We start from the raw sequence: 20,386 nt of genomic DNA, 5'->3' as shown, positions 1-20,386 counted from the left end.
TTTTCTAAATGACTAAATTGTCCATTTGGTCATTTTCTCCCAAATAAAAAGGCTATACCTATTCATACATATGCCTTATCCCCGAATGTATACTATGCAACTGTTCCTTACTATGAAGTAAATATTTCTATTATCCCTCCTAAAATAAATATATGACCATTTTGTTCAAGTGGTCACTTTTTTATAATAATAAAAGGATTATCTTAGTTTGACAATCCTTTTAATAAATAAAGTTCGAATAATTCTGCAATTTTTTCTTTTTCTAGCGGTTTATGATTTTTTTCCCAATCAAAAATAAGCGATACGTATAAGCGAAGCATAATAAATGCTGTAATTTCTGGATCACATTTGCTAATCTCACCTTTTTCAATCGCAATCTTTAAATACGATTGAATGACAGAAACGATTTCCACATCTACTTGTTGCATCACTTCTTGTACTTCTTTCGTTCCCATATCACGCTCTTCTTGAATTAACTTAATCATGAGCTGATGTTCTTTTCTGAATTCTAATATGCTATATAATGCTCTATGTACATTTTCAAAAAATGAAACATCTGAACGAATTGCATTTTCTGCAACTTGCTTCATTTCTGTAATTAAATTAGAAATAATCTCACCAAATAGCTCTTCTTTATTTTTGAAAAAAGTATAAATCGTTCCTTTTCCTACATTCGCTAACTTCGCTACTTGATCCATCGTTGTTGCTTTATAACCGAACGCTGAAAAAGACTTTGTTGCAGCTTCAATAATAGAACGTTTTCGATCTATTGCCACATCGTCACCTCCAAAAATGACCAATTGGATAATATAGTCAATCAGTACATCTTTGATATTACCACACGCTTACATTGTATACAAGTTCTCTTTTTTATTATTTCCAGTATAAAAAAATTCCAGTCAAGTTATATCATACTGTCCATAGTGTATCAAAAAGAATGCTTATATGGAAAGCAAGAATATATTCATAATAATTGCTGGATAGATCACTCTAGAAATCTAATTAAATAGACAGTGTTCTTAAAACCAAAACTTTAAGAACACTGTCTTTTATTTTGACATAGAAAGTAAGATTTTCTCCATCTCTTTCTTAGTTAGCTCATCATCGATTATCTCTTCGTATATCTTTGTATCTCTTGTAAAAATATCATTCACTATGACAATTTGATACTCACTATTCTTACCTTGTGCTGGTACAAACATTTTGAGCCCTTTTAACTTACCCTCTCCATGAGAAGATTTATTATAGACCATTCCTTTCCCGTCTAAACTATAACTTTCTAGATTCTCTTCTCCAGGCATCATGTAGTGTAGTGGATCCTTATTACCACCTGCATACATTCTTGACTGATAAATTGTAAAACCATATTTCCCTTTTTTATATTCTGATTTAATAACTAATTCTATATCTCTTCCAAAATATGAATCAGCCCATTCTCTCTTTAACTCATAACCTTCAGGTATATAAGCCGGCTGCTTAATTTGAAATGGCACATGATTTTTCGCTTCTTCTATAGTATATGTTAAAGATTTCTCCAGCTTTTCTCCAAGTGGTTTTAATGTCTTCTCAATAGTAGCTAGTCTTTCCTGATCAGCTTTCTTCAATCGTTCAGGTTTATATTCCTTTGTATCTCCATCATAATTTTCAGGCACATTTTTCTTAACCATTGCTTTTTTACGAATTTCTTGGGCTTCCTTAAATAATTGAACATACTGCTCAAATTCTTCTTTTGTAAAATTCTTTTCTGCCAAATATAAAAAATCTGTATTCATTTTATATGACTTTATTGACATCCCCCATTCTCTACTTGCATTCTCCGGTGTGCCTAATACTGTTTCTATCGCTTCTTCAAAAGCCGCTTTAGATTTCTTTTTTTCTACAACCTTTTCTTTCTGTCTTTCATCCCCCTCAGTTATCCTTGCATTTAATAAAAATCCGCCTGCTATAGCTGCTATAGCAATAACTCCAAGTAAAGAAAGACGATACGATTTCTTTTGGAACTTTTTAATCATAACGATTCTCCTTTTTAATGTTCGTTTATTTCTACTTAAACTTGCTAGGCTTGGTACTTGATAGGAATAATGTTCTAGGAGGGTAATAATTGTATGACCGTATGCAATTTGCTCCTCTTTATCTATAAACGTAAGCGCATATGCATCACAAGCTAATTCTTGATCTTCTCGCATACAAAAATAGGCGTACCAAAGAATCGGATTGAACCAATTTAATAGGATTAAACTGTACATAATCCAATTTACAGCTACGTCGTTTCTCTTAATATGAGCTAACTCATGGTAAAAGACATATTGTAATTGTTGCTCATTTAATACTTTCATATGTTTTTTTGATAGTAATACTTTCGGACGGAAGAAACTAAAAACCGTTGGACTTGCAATCTTTCCTGCTAAACGTAATGAAACTGTCTTCTTCATTTTCATAGACTGCTTACAGCGATTAAACACTGTAGCGACCTGTTCATCCGTAATATCCGGTTGTTTTTTTATGTAAGAATATAAACGTCTATTTGTAATAAACGTTATGACTGCTAATATGATCACCCCAGCTAACCAAACATATAGAGCAACTTTGTATAAAGACAATGCAGTCTGTTGTTCCGAACTCACGTTTACTTCAGGTTCACTATTTTTTGTCACAGTTTCAGCATTTTGTTCTAATCCCACTGTATGTTGCATCTCGTCATTCACTGTATTCTCAGGTGAAGGTGTATTTTTCTGAATAACTTCCGACACACTAGAACTATAGGAAAATAATGAATAAATACTATAAGAACTATCCGGTGACCATGGTAAAAGGAGTCGTATCATTAGTACGATCCACAGCATATATTGCCACCGGGGCGTTAATTTATTTCTAAATAGTACTTTTATACATAAAATAAATCCAACTAATATGCTAGCCATAAGTGACGTTTCTATAAGCCAATCAAAAAAATGAGGAAGGTATACATTTATAAGCATGTCTATCATTGTTATCTATCCTTCCTCTTGTTCTCCTCTGTCTTCTCATCTAAAATGCGTTTCAGTTCATTAATATCTTCTGAAGACAATTTTTCCTCTTTTAAAAAATTAACAAGTAATGGCTTAAACGCTGCGCCGCAAAAACGCTTTAGCAAAGATTTCGTTTCAACTTGCAAATAATTATCTTGTGATACTAACGGATAATAAGCATACATGCGCCCTTTATCTTGATGGTAAGAAACGGCTTCCTTTTGTACTAACCGATTAATTAATGTACGGATTGTTTTCGGTTTCCAGTCCATTGCATCTTCTAGTTCTTCTATAATTTCATTCGCTGTTTGTGGAGAGTTTGACCAAAGTACTTTCATAATTTCTAATTCCGCTTCAGATATTTTAGGTAATTGATTTGTCATAGATATTTCACTCCTCAGTATTACATTTGTAATCTACAATTAAGATTACAAATGTAATACTTAATTGTCAACCATATTTTAGAAAATATAATTTTAGTTAAACCTTACTTAACGACATCAAATTTCCCTTTTTTCAAATAATCAAATAAAAAAAACAAGAAAATGTTTACATTTAATAGTAATATAGAAAATAGACAAGTTTATCAAAACAGTGGAGGCTTTTTCAGTCATGATGCGTGCGCTTCGTTTAAATATAAAGCAAGCTTTTTATAGTCGTATTTCTTTAATTATTATGTTTAGTGGATTCGTTCTTATTTGTATTTATCACTATTACTATGTAATTCGTTATTTAGGAGACGCAGCGAGTGGACCTATTTCAACAGATATAAAATGGATCGGATTTCGCGACAATGAAATGGATGTTTATTTATTATTAATGCCAGTTATTGCGAGTTTCCCCTTTAGTACAAGTTACAATTCGGATAAGTCAGATGGTTTTAAACCGTTTGTGAGTAAGGGGATTTCTTTATTTCCTTATTCAGTAATGAAATATATCGTTACGTTTTTTTGCGGAGGATTTCTTTATACATTTCCATTCATCTTATCGCTATTATTTTGCAAATTAACCATTCCAGACGGAACACCTACGATTGGTTCAGGCATCATAAATGCTGATGGAATGTTCGCAAACCTATATTTCGATGCGCCTCTCACTTACATTACTGTATATATCGGAATTAATTTTTTATTTGCAGGTTTAATGGCCCTTTTAGGACTTGCTGCATCTGTATGGTCACAAAAGGACTATATGGCAATTCTCTTTCCATTTGCAGTTGCCTCCATTCCTTACGTCCTGCTAAATACAATATTTCCTTCAATAGGCGGAGCACCTATTCATTTATATGATCCGAAACAACCATTGCAAGGCATGTCACCGTACATTTTAACGATGCAATGTGCTTTCTTCCTTCTCGTTAGCTTATTTATGTATATACAAGGAGTAAAGCGGGATAGAAAAAAATATAGAAGAAGACTCCAAAAAAGAGATCGGTGTAGAAAAGCGCTTCAAGCAATTTCAGACTAAGTGATTGTACGAATAAGAGCGTAATTCCCTAAGTTAGCTTAGAGAATTACGCTCTTATTCTCATTTACATTTATCAATCGTATAATCATCTCCCCTTTACGGTGTACCTGCCAATCCCCATAAAATAACGACCGCCGCAAAATAAATCGCTTTAATACCTACAACTGAACATAATAAAATAATTGCATATGTACTTAATTCTCTTCTTGCACCTATTAAAGTAAAAATGACTGCCAAACTAAACGTTACATAGGACGATGCTGTATGTATTAAGTTATATGTAATATCCAAATTTTGAGTAAGTCCTGTTACCTCCGCTACAAATTGGAGCATGACGATTGTACAAAACAAAATTGCAAGCTGATTCATTAATTTTCCATTTAACCACGCTTGCATCTTTAACCTCCTCATTATAAAAAGCTGAATTTTTAATTAATTTTAACATGATTTTTACAGAAAAAGAACGCTCAGTATATCTCTAAGCATTCTTTCATGACTATTTAAGAAGCTTTCTTCAAATCAATTTGAGCAAGTACTGGGTCGTGGTCACTTACACGTCCATGTTCTTTCATAATGTTTGAGTTTAAGTGTACTGGGTCTACAATTGTGTGTGGTGCGATGTTGTTTGTTACTAAAATATGATCTAACACTTGTGCATTTCCTTCATGAATGTACGTGTAGCGGTTCTCTTTCGGCACTGTGTTTAACATATTTTTTAAGTTTGTTCCTTCTAATGTTTTTAGTGGTTTAGCGAACTCAAAATCGTTCATATCTCCTAACACAACAACTGGTGCATTCGTGTTCTTTTTCTGAATTCCTTGTACGAATTGATTTACTTCTTGCGCTAACTGAATTCGTTTTTCTTCACTCTTTAATACGAGCGGCTGCACTTTTCCAAATGGCGTTGCATCTCCTATTTTTGAGTTTAAGTGATTTGCAACGACAACAACGTTTTGTCCTTGGAACGTAAATTCTGCTGCAAGCGGTTTACGTGTACTTTCAAATAATGAACTTTCGTCTCCAATACGAACGACATTTTTATCAAGTAACTTCGGTACTGCTGCTAATTTCACGCGTGATGGGTTGTAGAAGAAACCGACGCGAATATTCGCTCCTGGTGCTCCTCCGTCTAGATTATTATTCGGAGCAATTTCTACATACTCATACTTCGGTCCGCGAATTTCTAGAACTGCATCAATGATACGTTTTGCGCTTAACGAAGCATCTGTTGTACCGTCATTAATCGTTCCGTTATTATCTTGCATTTCCTCTACACCGATAATATCTGGCATTTTTAAATTGTATTTAATAGAATACGCTAACGCTTTTACTTTTTCATCTGTTGTTTCTTTTTTATTCGCCGAGAAGTTTTCAATGTTATATGTAGCAACTGTTAACTTATCAAGACGAGGCTGAATATTCGCCCCTACTTGCTTAAATCCACCGTCCACTACAGATGGTAATTCCGTTATTGGCGCAATGCGGAACGAACCGTAATCATATCCTACTACCCCTGTTATATCTCCAGTGAAAGTATCTCCTACTTTTGCTACATAATCGCGAGGTACTTTTACAGAAAGACGCTCTGGATTTAATTGATTTTCATCTAATAAAGGTGTGCCATATTTTGTTACGACTTTATTTCCGCCATTTTCTACTGTTACATATAAATTTCCGTTTTTCTGAGGTGCAATAATTTTTGGCGTTGGCATCGTAACGCGCATACCTTCTATACTTTCATAAAAATCGATCGCATCTTCATTTGGATCAAATAAACCGAATGCATCATTATCGATAATTTGATCAGGGATTTTCACACCGTTTTCTCCAAGTACAATCGGTGCTGGTAAAGGTTGATCTTTTGCGATTACAGCAACGCGGCTCGCTTTAATTTCCGTCGTCGTTAAATCTGTGTCAAACCTTTCTGCATATCCAGGTCCAACATATTCTTCTACTTCTCCATCAACTTGAATAAGATCTCCTACCGCTACATTTGCATCTTTTTTGTATACGTACATACCTTCTGAAGTAGCTGGATCATTATCTGGCTGATTATCTTCTATATAAAAACCATTTTTATCAAGTGCTGTTACAACACCTTCCACATTGTATACTTTCTTCCCTTTGTAAGGAGAAATATGTGATTTCCCTTGAATATCATGAATACGAACTGGTTCATTATTTACGATAATAAATGAAAATGTTGAAATCGCTGAAGAAGTAAGCCCTTCTTTCTCTGCAATTGCTTTAATCACACTATTTTCATCCACTACAATTTGTCCGTTATAACGAACACTCTTATTTGTAGGGTTAGAGCCATCTAACGTATAGTAGATTGTTGCTCCTTCTGTATTCGTTGTTAATGTTACCGCTGTGCCCTTCGCAACTTCTCCGCTACCAGGCGAAGCTACTACATCGCTAACACGGTTTTGTCCTTCCCCTTGAAACTTATGAGCCGTTACTGATTTTAAACCTGGGCTACTAAAATATAATTCAAGCGTCCCTGTTAAACTAACTTTCTTCCCGATATTTTCAGGATGATCTTTCACGTTTACTGCCGCTCTCACATCACCTTTCGGCAACTGAACAGGCATGATTTTGTCTGGATTCGTTTCATTTGGCGAATCGGCAATTGCTACGTTTGTATCATCAAACTTAGCCGGATCTTTCGTGTATTTAGAAGGACTTTGCGTATATCCAACGATATACCCTTCCACTATCCCCTTCGTTTTCCCTTGCTGTTTAAATACTTGAATTGCTTTTTCTACTGACATAGAAGTATTTTCTTCTGCTTGTACTAAAGTTCCAGTAAATGAAAGCAATAGTATGAATGATAAAAAGACACTTAACAATTTCTTCACAGCCATTTTCCTCTCCCTATTTCATATTTTCTCAGCATTTCTATCATATCAAATGATTCGTTATATAGAATGGTATTTCGACAAGTTTTACAAAAAATTAATCTAATTTACTCGTTTTCAAACTACAATACAAAATAATAATTTTACACCTTCTATGAATGCACTCTATAATGTTAGAGAGAGAAAACAGAAAATATCGAAAGTTCATTGGCACGTAAAATGGATTCATTTGAATAGGAGTGATTGGATGGAAGTGCAAACAGAAACATACCGCGCAGCTATGAATGGAACATTAGAACGTCATTTTTCAGATATGATTGCCGTTATACCTACTAGAATTACAATTGAGCAGTTAAAACAGCGGCTAGAAACTATCTCTACTAAAGTTGATGAGTTAAAAATTGTTTTTAGTGATGAGACAAGCCTTATTGTTGAGTTACATATGGATGAAACAATCATACCGTATGAGCTGCATATTGATGAGGCAAATAACCCAGAAGAATATAAAATGTACAATAGACAAGATTCTACAATCGTAGATCGTCATTTTGAAGATGCTGCTTATGGAACTGAAATTTTCACTCGTACGCTATTTGTAGGCGATGTATTGGACTGCTTTTTCCAGCAGTTACAGTTTTTATGGCACCTCGCTCCAGATTTGTTATTTGTAATCGATTCAAGTGCCGCAATGAAAGTGATATCTAGAAGCTATATTGAATATCACGTTGAAAATGAATTATTACCTGACATTCCTGACTTGTATGTTATTCATTCTGTTTATGAAGACGATAAAGAAGGTGAGCCTACGCAATATTGGTTTCATACACATGGCCTTTTAAGAGCAGGCGTAACAGAAATAGAATTAATTATTCCAAATCGTATTTCGTCCTATTACGGCATTGGTGATCTCTTTCAAACATTTGCTAATAATGCCGTTGAGAATGGACAAGTCCCTATGAATGAGCCTATCGTGATCGCGCATAGTCAGCAAGGTTCTATCCATACAGTAGCTGTTCCGTGGGAAAAGGGATTATCTTATATTGGGCATAAAACGAGTATGGATCAATTGTCTTCAATCGAGGATGAAGAAGTGAAAATACAACCAATAGATGCACAAAACGTATTCTTAGGCGGGATGGATGACCGAGATGAATACCATCAATCTCCGTCCGTTCTTTTATTCAAATTTAATACTTCAGAAGAATATATTGAAAGTTTTTTCAAAGAACACGAGGAAGCTACAGGGCTCATGTTCTATAAAACAAATAGTGAAACCGATCGTATGGCTTACAATGCGAAGAATACTTTCGGGTATTTCAGCAATATTTTTCACATTGAACAATCAAATGAAGATTTTCGTTTCCTCGCTAAGTTTGGTGTTTCCTACGAAGAAGGAAAAAGTGAACATATGTGGTTTGAAATGCAAAACATTACGGAAGATTTCATTCAAGGAATACTCATTAATGAACCATATTTTATAAAAGATATGAGTGAGGGAAATAGTTATCATTTAGAGTTTGAAAACTTAACAGAATGGGTTATTTATGCGGGAGATTCCGTTATAAAGCCAAATAATTTATATATGTTTATTGGTGAATAAGTAACAAAACGCCTTCAATATGATTGAAGGCGTTTCTTATATTTTATTGTGCGAGTAATTCCGTCTCCATTACTTTCTCCAAATGAGATAGTACACGCTTTGCGGCTTTCTCACCTTGATCAATACAGTCCGGAAGACCAGAACCAGCGTAAGAACTACCTGCCAAGTATATACCTGGCAACTCTTTTTCCATAAATGTTGTGAGTTTCTTCATTCGCTCGTTATGGCCTACTGTATATTGGGGCATCGCTTCTTTCCAGCGACTTACGACTGTAAACTCAGGATCCTCTGTAATATCCATCGTCTTTCGTAAGTCTTCTAGTACAAGGTGAACGAGTTCCTCTTCTGTTTGTTCTACAACTGCTTCATCACCAGCACGACCGACGTAACAACGAAGAAGCGTTTTTCCTTCTGGCGTTGTATGTGGCCATTTTTTATGTGTCCACGTACATGCTGTAATTGTGTAGTCGCTATTTCGAGATACGACAAACCCTGTGCCTTCAATATCGCGCTGAATGGCTGATTGCGGGAAAGCCATTGCCACATTTGCAACTGATGTAGACGGAATGTTGCGGAAGAAACGAAACTGCTTGTACTGTGCAAACATAGATGGCAATACTTTATGTGAACTTGCCACTACGACCGCGTCCGCTTCTATTTCTTTTCCGTTACTAAGAGTAATCGTGTAAGCATCACCAAGTTTTGCAACTTTTTCAATGCGAGTTCCCTTTATTATCGTGCCTTCATGTATCTTCGCTTCGAGAGATTCTACTATAGATTCTAAACCTGTTTTCACTGTTTGGAAGATTCCCTTTTTCGGTTCAGATTTCTCTTTTTTCGGAGCAAGCGTACGCATACCGAGTGAAATACTGCGATGTTTCTGCTCAATTTGATACATTTGCGGGAATGTTGACATTAAGCTCATTTCATCGATATCCCCTGCATAAATACCCGATAGTAATGGTTCTATTAAATTTTCAACCACTTCGTTGCCGAGGCGATGTCTGAAAAAATGCCCGAGTGATTGGTCAGATACTGGCTTTGACCTGGGCATTAACAGATCAAAACCAGCTCTTAGTTTACCAATTGGGGAGAACAGCCTGGAAAATAGAAACGGCGTAATTTGCGTTGGAATTCCCATCATCGATCCGCTCGGCATTTTATGTAACCGATTGTTTACGAGGATAAATGATTGACCGGCCTTATTATTTACAAGTTCATCACCAAGACCTAATTCTCGCGCCAGTCTAGAGGCACTTTCTTTTCGTGCTAAGAAAGAATCCGGTCCGCGTTCAATTGTAAATCCATCTTTTCGAACGGTTTGAATTTTCCCGCCAAGTTTACCAGATGCTTCTATCAGTAATGTATCGATCGGCAAGTTCTTGTCATGAATATCTTTTTGCAAGTTATACATTGTTGTTAATCCTGTGATGCCACCGCCGATGATTACAACTTTTTTCCTCAAGCATGCTCCCCCTTTCTTTTTACAATACAGATTCTTTTTTCTTTAATACAACATCTGTTAAGCAATCAATAAATGCGTCCGATGCATTTGGCATTTCTGGACGATAATATTTCGCGCCAATTTCATCTGTCACAACTTTACACTCAAAGTCGTTGTCATATAAAACTTCTAAATGTTCCGCAACAAATCCAACTGGTGCGTATACGAATGAAGTATAACCGTACTTTTCATTTAATTCTCTCGTTAAATCTTGTACATCTGGACCAATCCAAGGATCTGGTGTGTTTCCTGCACTTTGCCAACCTACTGCATAGTTGGCTACTTCAGCACCTCTTGCAATATAGTCAGCTGTTTCATTTAATTGGTCTGGATATGGATCGCCAAGCGCGATAATTTTTTCTGGTAAGCTATGTGCAGATACGATTAATACTGCTTTTTCACGCTCTGCTTCTGACATACCGTTATATATACCTTTCACTGCATCAACCCAGTACTGGATGAATTTCGGTTCTTTATACCAGCTATCAATGCCGTGAATTGTTAAGTTTCCAAGTTTCTCAGCTTCTTCTTGTGCTCGCCCTACATAAGATTTCACGCTAAATGTAGAATAGTGCGGCGCAAGAACAAGTGCGATTGCATCTTGTATACCGTCGTTATGCATATCTTTCACTGCATCTTCAATGAACGGTTCGATATGTTTTAAGCCAAGATACATATGATACTCTACTTCATCTTGTACTTCATTTAAACGCTTCTCTAACTTTTTAGCTTGCTCTAATGTAATAGTAGCTAAAGGAGAAATACCACCAATTGCACGGTAACGCTCTGTTAAATCTTCTAGCATTTCAGGACTTGGCTTTCTTCCTCTACGAATATGTGTATAGTAACGTTCAATATCTTCTTCTTTATATGGCGTTCCGTATGCCATTACAAGCAAACCAATTTTCTTTTTCATACAGCAATGCTCCTTTACTTCGCTAACTGCCCTTTAGAGTATTCATGAATAAATGTAGTTAAACGTTTTAATGTATCTGGATTTACTTCTGGGAATACACCGTGTCCTAAGTTAAAGATATAACCTGGCTCTTTCATCCCTTGATCTAAAATACCTTTTACATGTTCTTCAATAACAGACCATGGCGCAAGTAAGAATGACGGGTCCATATTACCTTGTACCGCCTTATGAACGCCGCGTGCACGTGCCTCTTCGATTGGTAAGCGCCAATCTAAGCCTACTACATCAAGTGGTAAGTCGTGCCATTCATTTACTAAGTGTGCAGCTCCTACGCCGTGCATAATCATTGGAACACCCATCGGGCGAACTTCTGCAAAAATACGCTCCATTGCTGGTTTAATAAATACGCGATAATCTGCTACATTTACTGTTCCAACCCAAGAATCGAAAATTTGAACCGCTTTTGCTCCTGCGTTAATTTGCGCTTTTAAATATGTAATAACCATATCTGCTAGCTTATCCATTAATGCGAACCAAGCTTTCGGCTCTGCATACATGAACGCTTTCGTATTATGGTAATTGCGAGATGGACCGCCTTCAATCATATAGCTCGCTAATGTAAATGGAGCTCCTGAAAAACCGATTAACGGTACGTCTAACATTTCTGTCGTTAATAAACGAATCGTATCTAATATGTACGGTACGTCATCTTCTGGATTGATTTCCCCTAGTTTTTCTACGTCTTGTAAAGAGCGGATTGGATTATCAATAACTGGGCCAATACCTGATTTAATTTCTACATCCACACCAATTGCAGGTAGTGGTGACATAATATCTTTATACAGAATTGCTGCGTCTACGTTATATTGATCAACTGGTAACTTTGTAACGTAAGCACATAACTCTGGATTGTGTGTAATTTCAAATAAAGAATACTTTTCTTTTATCTTTCTATATTCCGGCTGCGAACGACCTGCTTGACGCATATACCATGCTGGTACATAATCAGTACGTTCCCCCCTACATGCTTTTAAAAATGTCTCATTTATAGTTCTTACCAAGACCCTTGCTCCCTTCCTTGCCCATGCTTTTGCTCTAAATACGTTCTATTCCGATATTTATCTTTTTTTACTATACAGCTTGTAAAAACAAAATGCATAACATTATGTACGTTGTTCATGAAATTGACACAAACATTCGTAAAACCGCTTACTATTTTCACAACATTCTTATTATAGCACAGAGAAAAACTATGGTTTAGCTACTTTTGACTTTTCTCCTTCACGTTTCGTTTGTGTGTTATATGGTACAACGTAAAAACTCGGTTTTGAAAAGATGTTAACGAACTTTTCCTCATATTCTCCGGCACCATTTACAGTGCCTACATGCGTATGAACTCCGTTTTCCACTCTATAAATACGATACATAATTCTTTCATCTGGAAGTGGTGTCCAGCTTAATTTTGCTTTAAATAAACCGAAAGGGCTAAACGTTAATTTCATTTTCACATCTTCAATCTTACGCAAACGAATCGGAGCACCGATTGTTTCCACACCTTCTGGTTTCATAAACTGCTCTTTCTGTTCAACATTTGCCTTCGTTAAAATTTTCTTAAACAATTTCGTTGCTGACGCACTTTCTCCTTGCAACTGATGCTCTTTATCCGTACGGTCATAACCAATCCAAACAGCACCTACTAAATTTGGTGTATAGCCGACGAACCACATATCTCTAGCTCCATTATCGTCATTTGGCAAGGAAGTTGTACCTGTTTTCCCAGCTAACGCCCCGCTATATACACCGGCTTTCGCTGTCCCTTCCTTTACAACTCCTTCTAACATTTTCGTCATATACCACGCCGTTTGTTTCGAGAATATTTTCGTTTCTACTTTTGGCGATTCTCCAATAACTGCACCGTGTCTATTTAACACTTTATCAATAACGTGCGGCTCAATAATAGCGCCATTTGCTAAAAACGCACGATACATTTTTACAAGATCAAATGGTGAAACACCATTTTTCAATCCGCCAAGCGCTGTACTTAACCCTGCGTCTGCAATATGAACATTTCCTTTCTCTAAATATTGCTTTCCTTCTTCTACCCCTAACTCATTTAATAAAGAAACTGCCGGCACATTTGCTGACTCTAAAATCGCATCGTACATCGTCATTTCTTTCGAATATGAATGTTTATAATTTCGAGGTTCATAGCCTTCAAATGAATTTCTTTCATTCGTCAATAAAGAATACGGATTATACTTTTTCGTTTCGAGTGCTGGTGCATAGACGATAAGTGGTTTTAGCACAGAACCGGGCTGTCTTTTTGCGAAAATACGATTAAAGCCTCTCGGGACGTACTTTCTTCCGCCAATCGCCGCTTTAATTCCGCCCGTACGATTATCCATTAATAAAAAAGCACCTTGTGCCCCCTCTTCTTTTCCAGGGAAATTCCTTGCATCTTGAAACTGGTTATACGCTACCTTTTGAATCTTTTCATCCATCAGTACGACAAACGTATATCCTCCGCGCAGTACTTCTTGATGAGACAATCCGTATAAACGAGCTGCTTCATCTATAACCATATCAATATACGGCATATATGCGAGTTCATTCTCATCTAAGTTTTTATAAAGAGCAATGGTCTTTCCTTGATAACGTACGCTGTCTTCGGCAGTCAAATAGCCTTGTTTATGCATAAGTGACAATACGAGATCACGGCGCTTCTTACTCTTCTCTGGAGAGAAATAAGGTGAATATCCATTTGGTGACTTCGGAAGACCTGCAAGCATCGCTCCTTCTTCTACTGTTAAATCGTCTACATTTTTATTAAAATACAACTTTGCTGCTGCTTGAATACCGTAAGCCCCATGCCCAAAATAAATATGATTCATATACATTTCAAGAATTTGTTGCTTCGTATATTTTTGCTCTAATTGAAGGGAAATTGCGACTTCCTTCAATTTACGCGTAACTGTTTTTTCACGAGTTAAAAAAACGTTTTTAGCGAGTTGCTGCGTAATCGTACTACCGCCTTCGACCTTCTCTCCAGCTAATGTATCTTTATAAAGAGCACGGAATATAGACGGATAATCAATTCCTTGATGCTCATAAAAACGAGAATCTTCCACCGCAATAAACGCCTGCTGGACATGCTTTGGAATTTGCTCGACGGGTACGAGATCTCTATTTTCTACATATAATTTCGTAATCTCTTTCCCTTTCTGGTCAACGATACGTGATGAAGAGTGGAAAACGAGCTGCTTTTCATCCATCATATAGCCACCAGCTAACACAATAAATTTATAAAGTACAATCCCTAATACTAGCGTTGCGAATCCACCTAATAAAGTCCACTTTACTTTCTTCATACATCGGCCTTCTTTCCAAATGATGGTACATTTATTATTTGAAAAAGAAGTATCTTTATGTATATAATCTTCGAAGTTTTTTAAGAGAGTTGATATAATAGAAACAAATAATTAAGGGGGCATTAAAATGAAGGCTATTATTTCATACGAAACACCTCTAGAACAAGCACATTTCACTGCAAAAAATAATGAAAAAGATATGTTTTATAAAGAAAATACAGAAGAATCAGTAGAATCAGCACTTCAATATGACGTACTAGACGCTGTTGGAGAATTTAAAGGACAACCTGGCTACATCGTTTGTAACAACATTTCTGTAACAGACGAAGGTCGCCCAGTATTTGAAAACCGTTTTAAAAACCGCGCAGGCCTTATCGAAAACGAACCAGGATTCCAAGCAATCCGCGTTCTACGCCCATTAAGTAACGATACATATGTCATCTTAACGATGTGGGAAACGGAGCAAAACTTTAAAGACTGGACAGAATCACGTTCATTCGAAAACGCTCATAAAAAACGCCCTGCACAAGCGGAAGGACAAGCTCAGGCTCAGGCGCATCCACATGCAGAGCAGCAGAAAAGTATCTTCTCTCGTCCGTCATTTGTGACTACTTTTGATGTGTTAGTTTAAGGATTTTTGTACTGTGGTTCCTCCAAGGCTACGGTACATGAAATTATATTAGCGATTTTTCGAATATATCGGCGCAACTCGAAATATATCAGCGATTTTTCAGATATATCAGCGCAACTCAAATTATATCAGCGATTTTTGAAATATATCGACTTATCGACAAATCACGACACAAAAAAGGAAACACCGTTACGCACCGGTGTTTCCTTTTTCTTTATACCAATTATATATGCGAAGTGCGTCTTCTTTTTGCATATGCTTCACTTTATATTTATGTCCTGCTACTGATACGGCAGCTGTACATAACTCGTCTTTCTTTTGAAAATGCGACTGATTGTATCCTACCGCTTGAACATGCCTTCTTCGCATGATCCCCGTATATTTCGCAAGACCACGATATACCATGACTAACTGATTGTCTCGTATCATATATCCGCCACTTTTATACCGAGCGTATGCAAGTAACGTAAATATGATAAATAGTGGTATTAAAGAGAACAACGCAATATTTTGTTTGAAATATATACTCGTACCGATGATCGGCAGTGCGAGCACAGCACTTGTAATCCAGCCCATTATTACGTAACGACGTAATGCAGCCTTCGGTAAATGAACGATTTCCTCTTCCATTTCATACGGTAACTGCAAATATGTAAGTAACTGCTGGACATCTTTCTTTTTCATAAAAGGATGTAACATAACTTCATTTCCAGCTGCTTCTATACTTTGAATGACTTCCACTTCGACAGAGCAATAACCGAACGGCTGACGAAGAATGCCTTCTTTCACCGTAATTGCTTGAATGCGGTGTAATTTTAAAACAAACTCTTTCTTATCAAATAACCCTTGCACGATGCGAACTTCATTTCCGTTTCGCTCTATTTTAAAGTTCGCATATTTTAACGCATAGCCAGCTGTCGAAACGACCCACGAAACCGCCATTAAAATCGCGGCCATAACGATTAATTCATATACACCGTTATCCATCACATACGCTTCCACTTTATTTATGAGCCATTCTGGAAGAAATTGATTAAACTCTGTGTAAATAAGAAGTAATCCTGAAAACACTAATCCGAATCTACCAGACGTAATGGAAGCTGCTAAAATCTCTTTCATCGTTAACTGATAAATCGTCTTACTTTCTTCTGCCATGGGTACTTCTTCACTCGCAGCGCTTCTTTTTTTATTTAATAAAGCAATCAGTTCCTTCGCTTCATCTTCTTTAATACCAGCTAACATCACTTCCGGCTCACTACCGCCGCCTGCTACTTCTATATTTAATTTCGTCAGTCCAAGCACTTGATAAATGATGTTAGAAGACGTACTAATATTTTGCACACGTTCTTTATTTAAGTAGCTTTCCTTCTTAACGAACACACCGTGCTTTATATGTACAATATTATTTTCAACCCAGTACACTTTGAAATACCATTTTATCGCTGAGAAAATTGCCATAATAAATAATATGGCCAAAAGAACGAGATGTAAGAAATACCAAGGTTTCACTTGGCCATCTGATTTAAATAAAACAAGAAAAATAAAAGGCAACAAAGTCGCAATTCGAATACCTAACAATATCGTGATCGGATGTTGCCTCTTATACATCCTCATCACTCACTTTCGCAAGTTCTCCAATTTGTCTTTTCAGCTGCTCTGCTTCTTCTTTCGTTAAACCTGGAATACTATGAGAAGTTGCCGCTGTTGAAATATGTAATTCTGCTAAATTATACTTTCTCATAATCGGTCCTTGTTCAATCGTTACGTGCTGCACACGCATCATCGGAATGAGTACGCGTTTCACAACGAACATTCCCTTTTGAATCTCAATCTCTTCTTCATTTAATCTGTAACTATAATAACGTTGACGTAAATTTGGAAACACAAAATAATCAAGCGGGATAAATGTAATAGCGCCTGTTACTAACAAGCCAAACAACCAACCCCACCAATTAAAATTGATCATAAAAAAGAAATATGCAATTACGACTGCTAGTATAACTGCCGCCCCAATTAAAGCGTGAATTCTCCACACTTTCAGCATATTAGAATGAATCTCTCTTTCTAACGGCTGCATCTCATCACTCCAATTATATGAATGTATTAATTATATATTAGTTGGTATATACATATTTGTAAAATTACCCCACGTTAACGGGCAGTAAAACTCCCAAAAAATTTCAGTGGAGCAAAGAAGTTAGGTGGGCGATCAACTGCCCGTAAACGTCCGATTGGTTCAACTAATAATCAGTGGGGATGAATCTCCCACTGATTAAAGTTTCACTTTATAGTTTTTCTACATCGTATCCATTACTTCTTTAAAATTCCCTTCATTAATCGAATACACTTGAAACTGAATGTAATCTATTTCATTCGTATTCGGACGGGCATATGGCAAAATGTTAAATTTAGAAGCAGATCTTCCTAACATATCTACAATCATTAGAGAAACGTCAATATATTCGAAGTCTACACGGAACACTACTGCTTCTCCCGTAAATTCATAATCTTTAATCGCATCATAAGACTTATTCGCACTAATTAACATCACTTTTAATAGTTGGTTCAAATTTTCTGGTTTAAAATTAATCATATACGCAGCTCCTTTTTTAATAAAACACTATGAAAATAGTGTAATCTTATACTTTCATGGCTTTACACTTCAATTATATAAAAAATAAAGCTAGTTTTTTATAAATTTTTTGATATAATTACATACGGGAAACGGGAAGATATTTATCTTCCCTTGTGTTTTTATTTGCATCTAGTACTTTTGCTAGATGCCTTTTTTTTATGCTAAAAAAGGTACCCTCATATACTTTGAGGATACCTTTGTCATCAATTTAGTGCACTTCAACGATTGTACCATCTTCGAATACTTTATATACGCCAGTAAACCCTGGTCCACCTGCACCTTCTATTTTATATGTCGTATGCACTCTTATTTGATAATATTTCTTTCCATTCTCTACTTGCGTATTCTCTAGCGTGTAATCATAGTCTTCTTTATATTCATTTTTGATATATTCTTTCGCTTTCTCAAAAGTAAATGCATTTTGATTCTTTCCTGTTTCTACTTTTTGATTCTTTTCTGTCTCAGTTTTTCCGTTCTTTTCTGTTACTACCTTCTGATTTTTTTCTGCCTCAGTTTTTTCGTTCTTTTCTGTTACTACCTTCTGATTCTTTTCTGTCTCAGTTTTTTGGTTCTTTTCTGCTACTACCTTTTGATTTTTTTCTGCCTCAGTTTTTTGAGTCTTTTCTGTTGCTACCTTTTGATTCGTTACTGCATTTGTTTTTTGTGCCTTCGCTGCTTCATTCTTTGCAGTTTTTTCTTCTTCATTCATTTTAGTAACTAATCCTACCGCTTTTTTATTATATTCTTCAAGATTCTTGTTATCTTTTGTTTCTGTAACTAGCTTATTTAATATTTCTTTCGCTTCTGCATAATTTTTCTTACTTATTAACTCTTCACTTTTCGTCAGTTGCTCATTATACTTCTTGTTTTGCTCTAAGATGGCTAGTAATGCTGTGCGTTCTTCCTTTGCATGTTTTACAAGCGTAGCATTTCCATTCTTCATGTTCTCTACTTTTTCAAATGACTTGATTGATTCTTCTACCTTTGTTTCTTCTTTTAACTTCACTGCTTCAATCATTACTTTCGTTTGTTCTACAAGCATCTTTGCATCTGAATCGTCTTTTTTCTCATCTAGCGCTTTTTCAAATGATGATAAGGCATTTTTATATTCTTTATTCGTTAACGCGGTCTTCCCTTCATCCATTGCTTTGTCGAAATTCCCATTACTACATCCAGCTAACATTAAAAACGTAAGTCCCATTACCATTAATAACTTTTTCATTTTTTCTCCTCCTATATATTCCTAAAACAATAACAGCATATGTATAAAAGTCTGTGTAGTAATTAGACTGAAAATAAAGATGTACTTTGTGTGTGGGAAAGGAAGTACATTTCATTTACTATCATTACTTAAAGTTCCTAAATAGTTGGTAGTTGGTTTTCTTCTTTTAAGACAGAAAGGAATTTTAATAATGTGCGTAAAGCTCTCACCAGGCTCTTTACTACACACACTCTTATACACATAGAAAAACTATTTTTAGGTTGCTATTTTTTTAGCTTTACATATTTTCGTAACATAAAGAAAAACAAAAGAAAACAAACCGTAACATAAGTTACCGTTTGTAACTTTTCTGTAACACAAATGTAACATAAGGTTTTTAAATATACAATAGTTTTTTTTACATTATTTTCCCCTATCTACATTTTAAGGTGTTAATACAGTGCTAAAACGAGTTTCATCTCCCACCTGCTATTGGACTATCACCCTTTGAATACTTTAGGAAAAAGCCCTCTTTCTTAAAGTACTCAAATTAATTACATAGATAACTATTTTTTCACCCAAACATTACGAAGGCCTTTAACCTTTTATTTTCACATTAAATATATATAGCTATTTTTTGATATAACCATATCAAGAAAATAGGACGAACTTTTTCTTCCTTTTTGTTTCTATTTGCATCGAGTTCTTTTGCTAAATGTTTTTTATGCCAAATAAAAAAGGTATCCTCCAATACTTTGAGGATACCTTTTCATTTTTATTATCTCTGCTGTTTTCTACCTAATACGAGCAATCCAAAACTCATCATGATAAGAAGTGCTCCCATATATGGTTCCACAGGCATTTTCTGTCCTGTTTTCGGTAATTCTTTTTCAGGCTTCTCTGGATTCATTGTTCCTGGTTTCTCTGAATCCGTTGTTCCTGGTTTCTCTAAATCCGTTGTTCCTGGTTTCTCTGAATCCATTGTTCCTGGTTTCTCTGGATCCGTTGTTTCTGGTTTTTCTGGATCCGTCGTTTCTGGTTTTTCTGGATCCGTTGTTTCTGGTTTTTCTGGATCCGTCGTTTCTGGTTTCTCTGGATCCGTCGTTTCTGGTTTCTCTGGATCCGTCGTTTCTGGTTTCTCTGGATCCGTCGTTTCTGGTTTCTCTGGATCCGTCGTTTCTGGTTTCTCTGGATC

18 protein-coding genes are annotated in these 20,386 nt (G+C 35.9%); 3 read left to right on the top strand and 15 right to left on the bottom strand.

Features of this window, described 5'->3' with window-relative positions:
* Window positions 1–203: 203 nt before the first annotated feature.
* From ACSG5Z_RS18200 to ACSG5Z_RS18190, 3 genes are all read right to left on the bottom strand, one after another.
* Window positions 204–776, bottom strand: coding sequence for a TetR/AcrR family transcriptional regulator (locus tag ACSG5Z_RS18200; RefSeq protein ID WP_061883872.1), 573 nt, complete (start codon window positions 774–776; stop codon window positions 204–206).
* A 273-nt stretch (window positions 777–1,049) separates the two neighbouring features.
* Window positions 1,050–2,987, bottom strand: a complete 1,938-nt coding sequence (locus ACSG5Z_RS18195; RefSeq protein ID WP_435711915.1) for a M56 family metallopeptidase — start codon at window positions 2,985–2,987, stop codon at window positions 1,050–1,052.
* A 2-nt stretch (window positions 2,988–2,989) separates the two neighbouring features.
* On the bottom strand, window positions 2,990–3,391 hold the full coding sequence (locus ACSG5Z_RS18190; protein WP_000184503.1) for a BlaI/MecI/CopY family transcriptional regulator: 402 nt from the start codon (window positions 3,389–3,391) through the stop codon (window positions 2,990–2,992).
* Between the two features lie 229 nt (window positions 3,392–3,620).
* Here ACSG5Z_RS18190 and ACSG5Z_RS18185 point away from each other — a divergent pair, with 229 nt between their 5' ends.
* The gene (locus ACSG5Z_RS18185; RefSeq protein WP_098133205.1) at window positions 3,621–4,475 is read left to right on the top strand and encodes a hypothetical protein; all 855 of its coding nucleotides are present in this window, start codon (window positions 3,621–3,623) and stop codon (window positions 4,473–4,475) included.
* Window positions 4,476–4,571: 96 nt separating this feature from the next.
* Here ACSG5Z_RS18185 and ACSG5Z_RS18180 read toward each other — a convergent pair whose 3' ends face one another.
* Entirely contained in the window at window positions 4,572–4,871 is a 300-nt protein-coding gene (locus ACSG5Z_RS18180; RefSeq protein WP_001149501.1) for a hypothetical protein, read from the bottom strand.
* A gap of 104 nt (window positions 4,872–4,975) precedes the next feature.
* Window positions 4,976–7,342 (bottom strand): DUF6359 domain-containing protein, encoded by a 2,367-nt coding sequence (locus ACSG5Z_RS18175; protein ID WP_435711913.1) that lies wholly within the window; start codon window positions 7,340–7,342, stop codon window positions 4,976–4,978.
* Between the two features lie 241 nt (window positions 7,343–7,583).
* On the opposite strand from ACSG5Z_RS18175, the gene ACSG5Z_RS18170 reads away from it, so the two are divergent.
* Window positions 7,584–8,936: a DUF4026 domain-containing protein gene (locus ACSG5Z_RS18170; RefSeq protein WP_435711912.1), complete on the top strand. Its 1,353-nt coding sequence runs from the start codon at window positions 7,584–7,586 to the stop codon at window positions 8,934–8,936.
* A gap of 43 nt (window positions 8,937–8,979) precedes the next feature.
* On the opposite strand, the gene hemY is transcribed toward ACSG5Z_RS18170, so the two are convergent.
* The 4 genes from hemY to ACSG5Z_RS18150 all read right to left on the bottom strand — a co-directional run bounded on the left by hemY (window position 8,980) and on the right by ACSG5Z_RS18150 (window position 14,724).
* A complete protein-coding gene (gene hemY, locus ACSG5Z_RS18165) occupies window positions 8,980–10,401 on the bottom strand; it encodes a protoporphyrinogen oxidase (RefSeq protein ID WP_435711911.1) in 1,422 nt (473 codons plus the stop codon).
* A 19-nt stretch (window positions 10,402–10,420) separates the two neighbouring features.
* Complete coding sequence (gene hemH, locus ACSG5Z_RS18160; RefSeq protein ID WP_098556841.1) at window positions 10,421–11,356, bottom strand: ferrochelatase; 936 nt, start codon at window positions 11,354–11,356, stop codon at window positions 10,421–10,423.
* A gap of 14 nt (window positions 11,357–11,370) precedes the next feature.
* Window positions 11,371–12,417 carry a uroporphyrinogen decarboxylase gene (hemE, locus tag ACSG5Z_RS18155; protein ID WP_000252608.1) on the bottom strand — a complete coding sequence of 349 codons (1,047 nt, stop codon included), beginning with the start codon at window positions 12,415–12,417 and terminating at the stop codon, window positions 11,371–11,373.
* 189 nt (window positions 12,418–12,606) lie between these two features.
* Entirely contained in the window at window positions 12,607–14,724 is a 2,118-nt protein-coding gene (locus tag ACSG5Z_RS18150) for a transglycosylase domain-containing protein (RefSeq protein WP_435711909.1), read from the bottom strand.
* A 127-nt stretch (window positions 14,725–14,851) separates the two neighbouring features.
* Here ACSG5Z_RS18150 and hmoB point away from each other — a divergent pair, with 127 nt between their 5' ends.
* Window positions 14,852–15,355, top strand: coding sequence for a heme-degrading monooxygenase HmoB (hmoB, locus tag ACSG5Z_RS18145; protein ID WP_000644084.1), 504 nt, complete (start codon window positions 14,852–14,854; stop codon window positions 15,353–15,355).
* 189 nt (window positions 15,356–15,544) lie between these two features.
* On the opposite strand, the gene ACSG5Z_RS18140 is transcribed toward hmoB, so the two are convergent.
* The 6 genes from ACSG5Z_RS18140 to ACSG5Z_RS18115 form a co-directional block, all read right to left on the bottom strand.
* Window positions 15,545–16,963 (bottom strand): PH domain-containing protein, encoded by a 1,419-nt coding sequence (locus ACSG5Z_RS18140; protein ID WP_435711907.1) that lies wholly within the window; start codon window positions 16,961–16,963, stop codon window positions 15,545–15,547.
* Window positions 16,956–17,432 (bottom strand): PH domain-containing protein, encoded by a 477-nt coding sequence (locus ACSG5Z_RS18135; RefSeq protein ID WP_001182715.1) that lies wholly within the window; start codon window positions 17,430–17,432, stop codon window positions 16,956–16,958. The genes ACSG5Z_RS18140 and ACSG5Z_RS18135 overlap by 8 nt, the downstream gene beginning before the upstream one ends.
* Window positions 17,433–17,651: 219 nt before the next feature.
* Window positions 17,652–17,948, bottom strand: coding sequence for a protoporphyrinogen oxidase (locus ACSG5Z_RS18130; protein WP_088082716.1), 297 nt, complete (start codon window positions 17,946–17,948; stop codon window positions 17,652–17,654).
* 250 nt (window positions 17,949–18,198) lie between these two features.
* Entirely contained in the window at window positions 18,199–19,212 is a 1,014-nt protein-coding gene (locus ACSG5Z_RS18125; protein WP_435711906.1) for a hypothetical protein, read from the bottom strand.
* A 757-nt stretch (window positions 19,213–19,969) separates the two neighbouring features.
* Window positions 19,970–20,053 carry a hypothetical protein gene (locus tag ACSG5Z_RS18120; protein ID WP_239498657.1) on the bottom strand — a complete coding sequence of 28 codons (84 nt, stop codon included), beginning with the start codon at window positions 20,051–20,053 and terminating at the stop codon, window positions 19,970–19,972.
* 86 nt (window positions 20,054–20,139) lie between these two features.
* Complete coding sequence (locus ACSG5Z_RS18115) at window positions 20,140–20,337, bottom strand: hypothetical protein (RefSeq protein WP_435712026.1); 198 nt, start codon at window positions 20,335–20,337, stop codon at window positions 20,140–20,142.
* Window positions 20,338–20,386: the final 49 nt, after the last annotated feature.

It is taken from the genome of Bacillus pretiosus (assembly GCF_051294775.1).
GTDB classification, from domain to species: domain Bacteria; phylum Bacillota; class Bacilli; order Bacillales; family Bacillaceae_G; genus Bacillus_A; species Bacillus_A wiedmannii.
This window is presented reverse-complemented; position numbering and strand designations above follow the sequence as displayed.

Coding starts and splice junctions, on each gene's coding strand:
- ACSG5Z_RS18195 (WP_435711915.1), bottom strand. CDS start 2,987: ATGATAGACATGCTTATAAATGTATACCTTCCTCATTTTTTTGATTGG.
- ACSG5Z_RS18180 (WP_001149501.1), bottom strand. CDS start 4,871: ATGCAAGCGTGGTTAAATGGAAAATTAATGAATCAGCTTGCAATTTTG.
- ACSG5Z_RS18135 (WP_001182715.1), bottom strand. CDS start 17,432: ATGCAGCCGTTAGAAAGAGAGATTCATTCTAATATGCTGAAAGTGTGG.
- hmoB (WP_000644084.1), top strand. CDS start 14,852: ATGAAGGCTATTATTTCATACGAAACACCTCTAGAACAAGCACATTTC.
- ACSG5Z_RS18125 (WP_435711906.1), bottom strand. CDS start 19,212: ATGAAAAAGTTATTAATGGTAATGGGACTTACGTTTTTAATGTTAGCT.
- ACSG5Z_RS18140 (WP_435711907.1), bottom strand. CDS start 16,963: ATGTATAAGAGGCAACATCCGATCACGATATTGTTAGGTATTCGAATT.
- ACSG5Z_RS18150 (WP_435711909.1), bottom strand. CDS start 14,724: ATGAAGAAAGTAAAGTGGACTTTATTAGGTGGATTCGCAACGCTAGTA.
- ACSG5Z_RS18185 (WP_098133205.1), top strand. CDS start 3,621: ATGATGCGTGCGCTTCGTTTAAATATAAAGCAAGCTTTTTATAGTCGT.
- hemH (WP_098556841.1), bottom strand. CDS start 11,356: ATGAAAAAGAAAATTGGTTTGCTTGTAATGGCATACGGAACGCCATAT.
- ACSG5Z_RS18175 (WP_435711913.1), bottom strand. CDS start 7,342: ATGGCTGTGAAGAAATTGTTAAGTGTCTTTTTATCATTCATACTATTG.
- ACSG5Z_RS18190 (WP_000184503.1), bottom strand. CDS start 3,391: ATGACAAATCAATTACCTAAAATATCTGAAGCGGAATTAGAAATTATG.
- ACSG5Z_RS18120 (WP_239498657.1), bottom strand. CDS start 20,053: ATGCCTGTGGAACCATATATGGGAGCACTTCTTATCATGATGAGTTTT.
- ACSG5Z_RS18170 (WP_435711912.1), top strand. CDS start 7,584: ATGGAAGTGCAAACAGAAACATACCGCGCAGCTATGAATGGAACATTA.
- ACSG5Z_RS18130 (WP_088082716.1), bottom strand. CDS start 17,948: ATGATTAATTTTAAACCAGAAAATTTGAACCAACTATTAAAAGTGATG.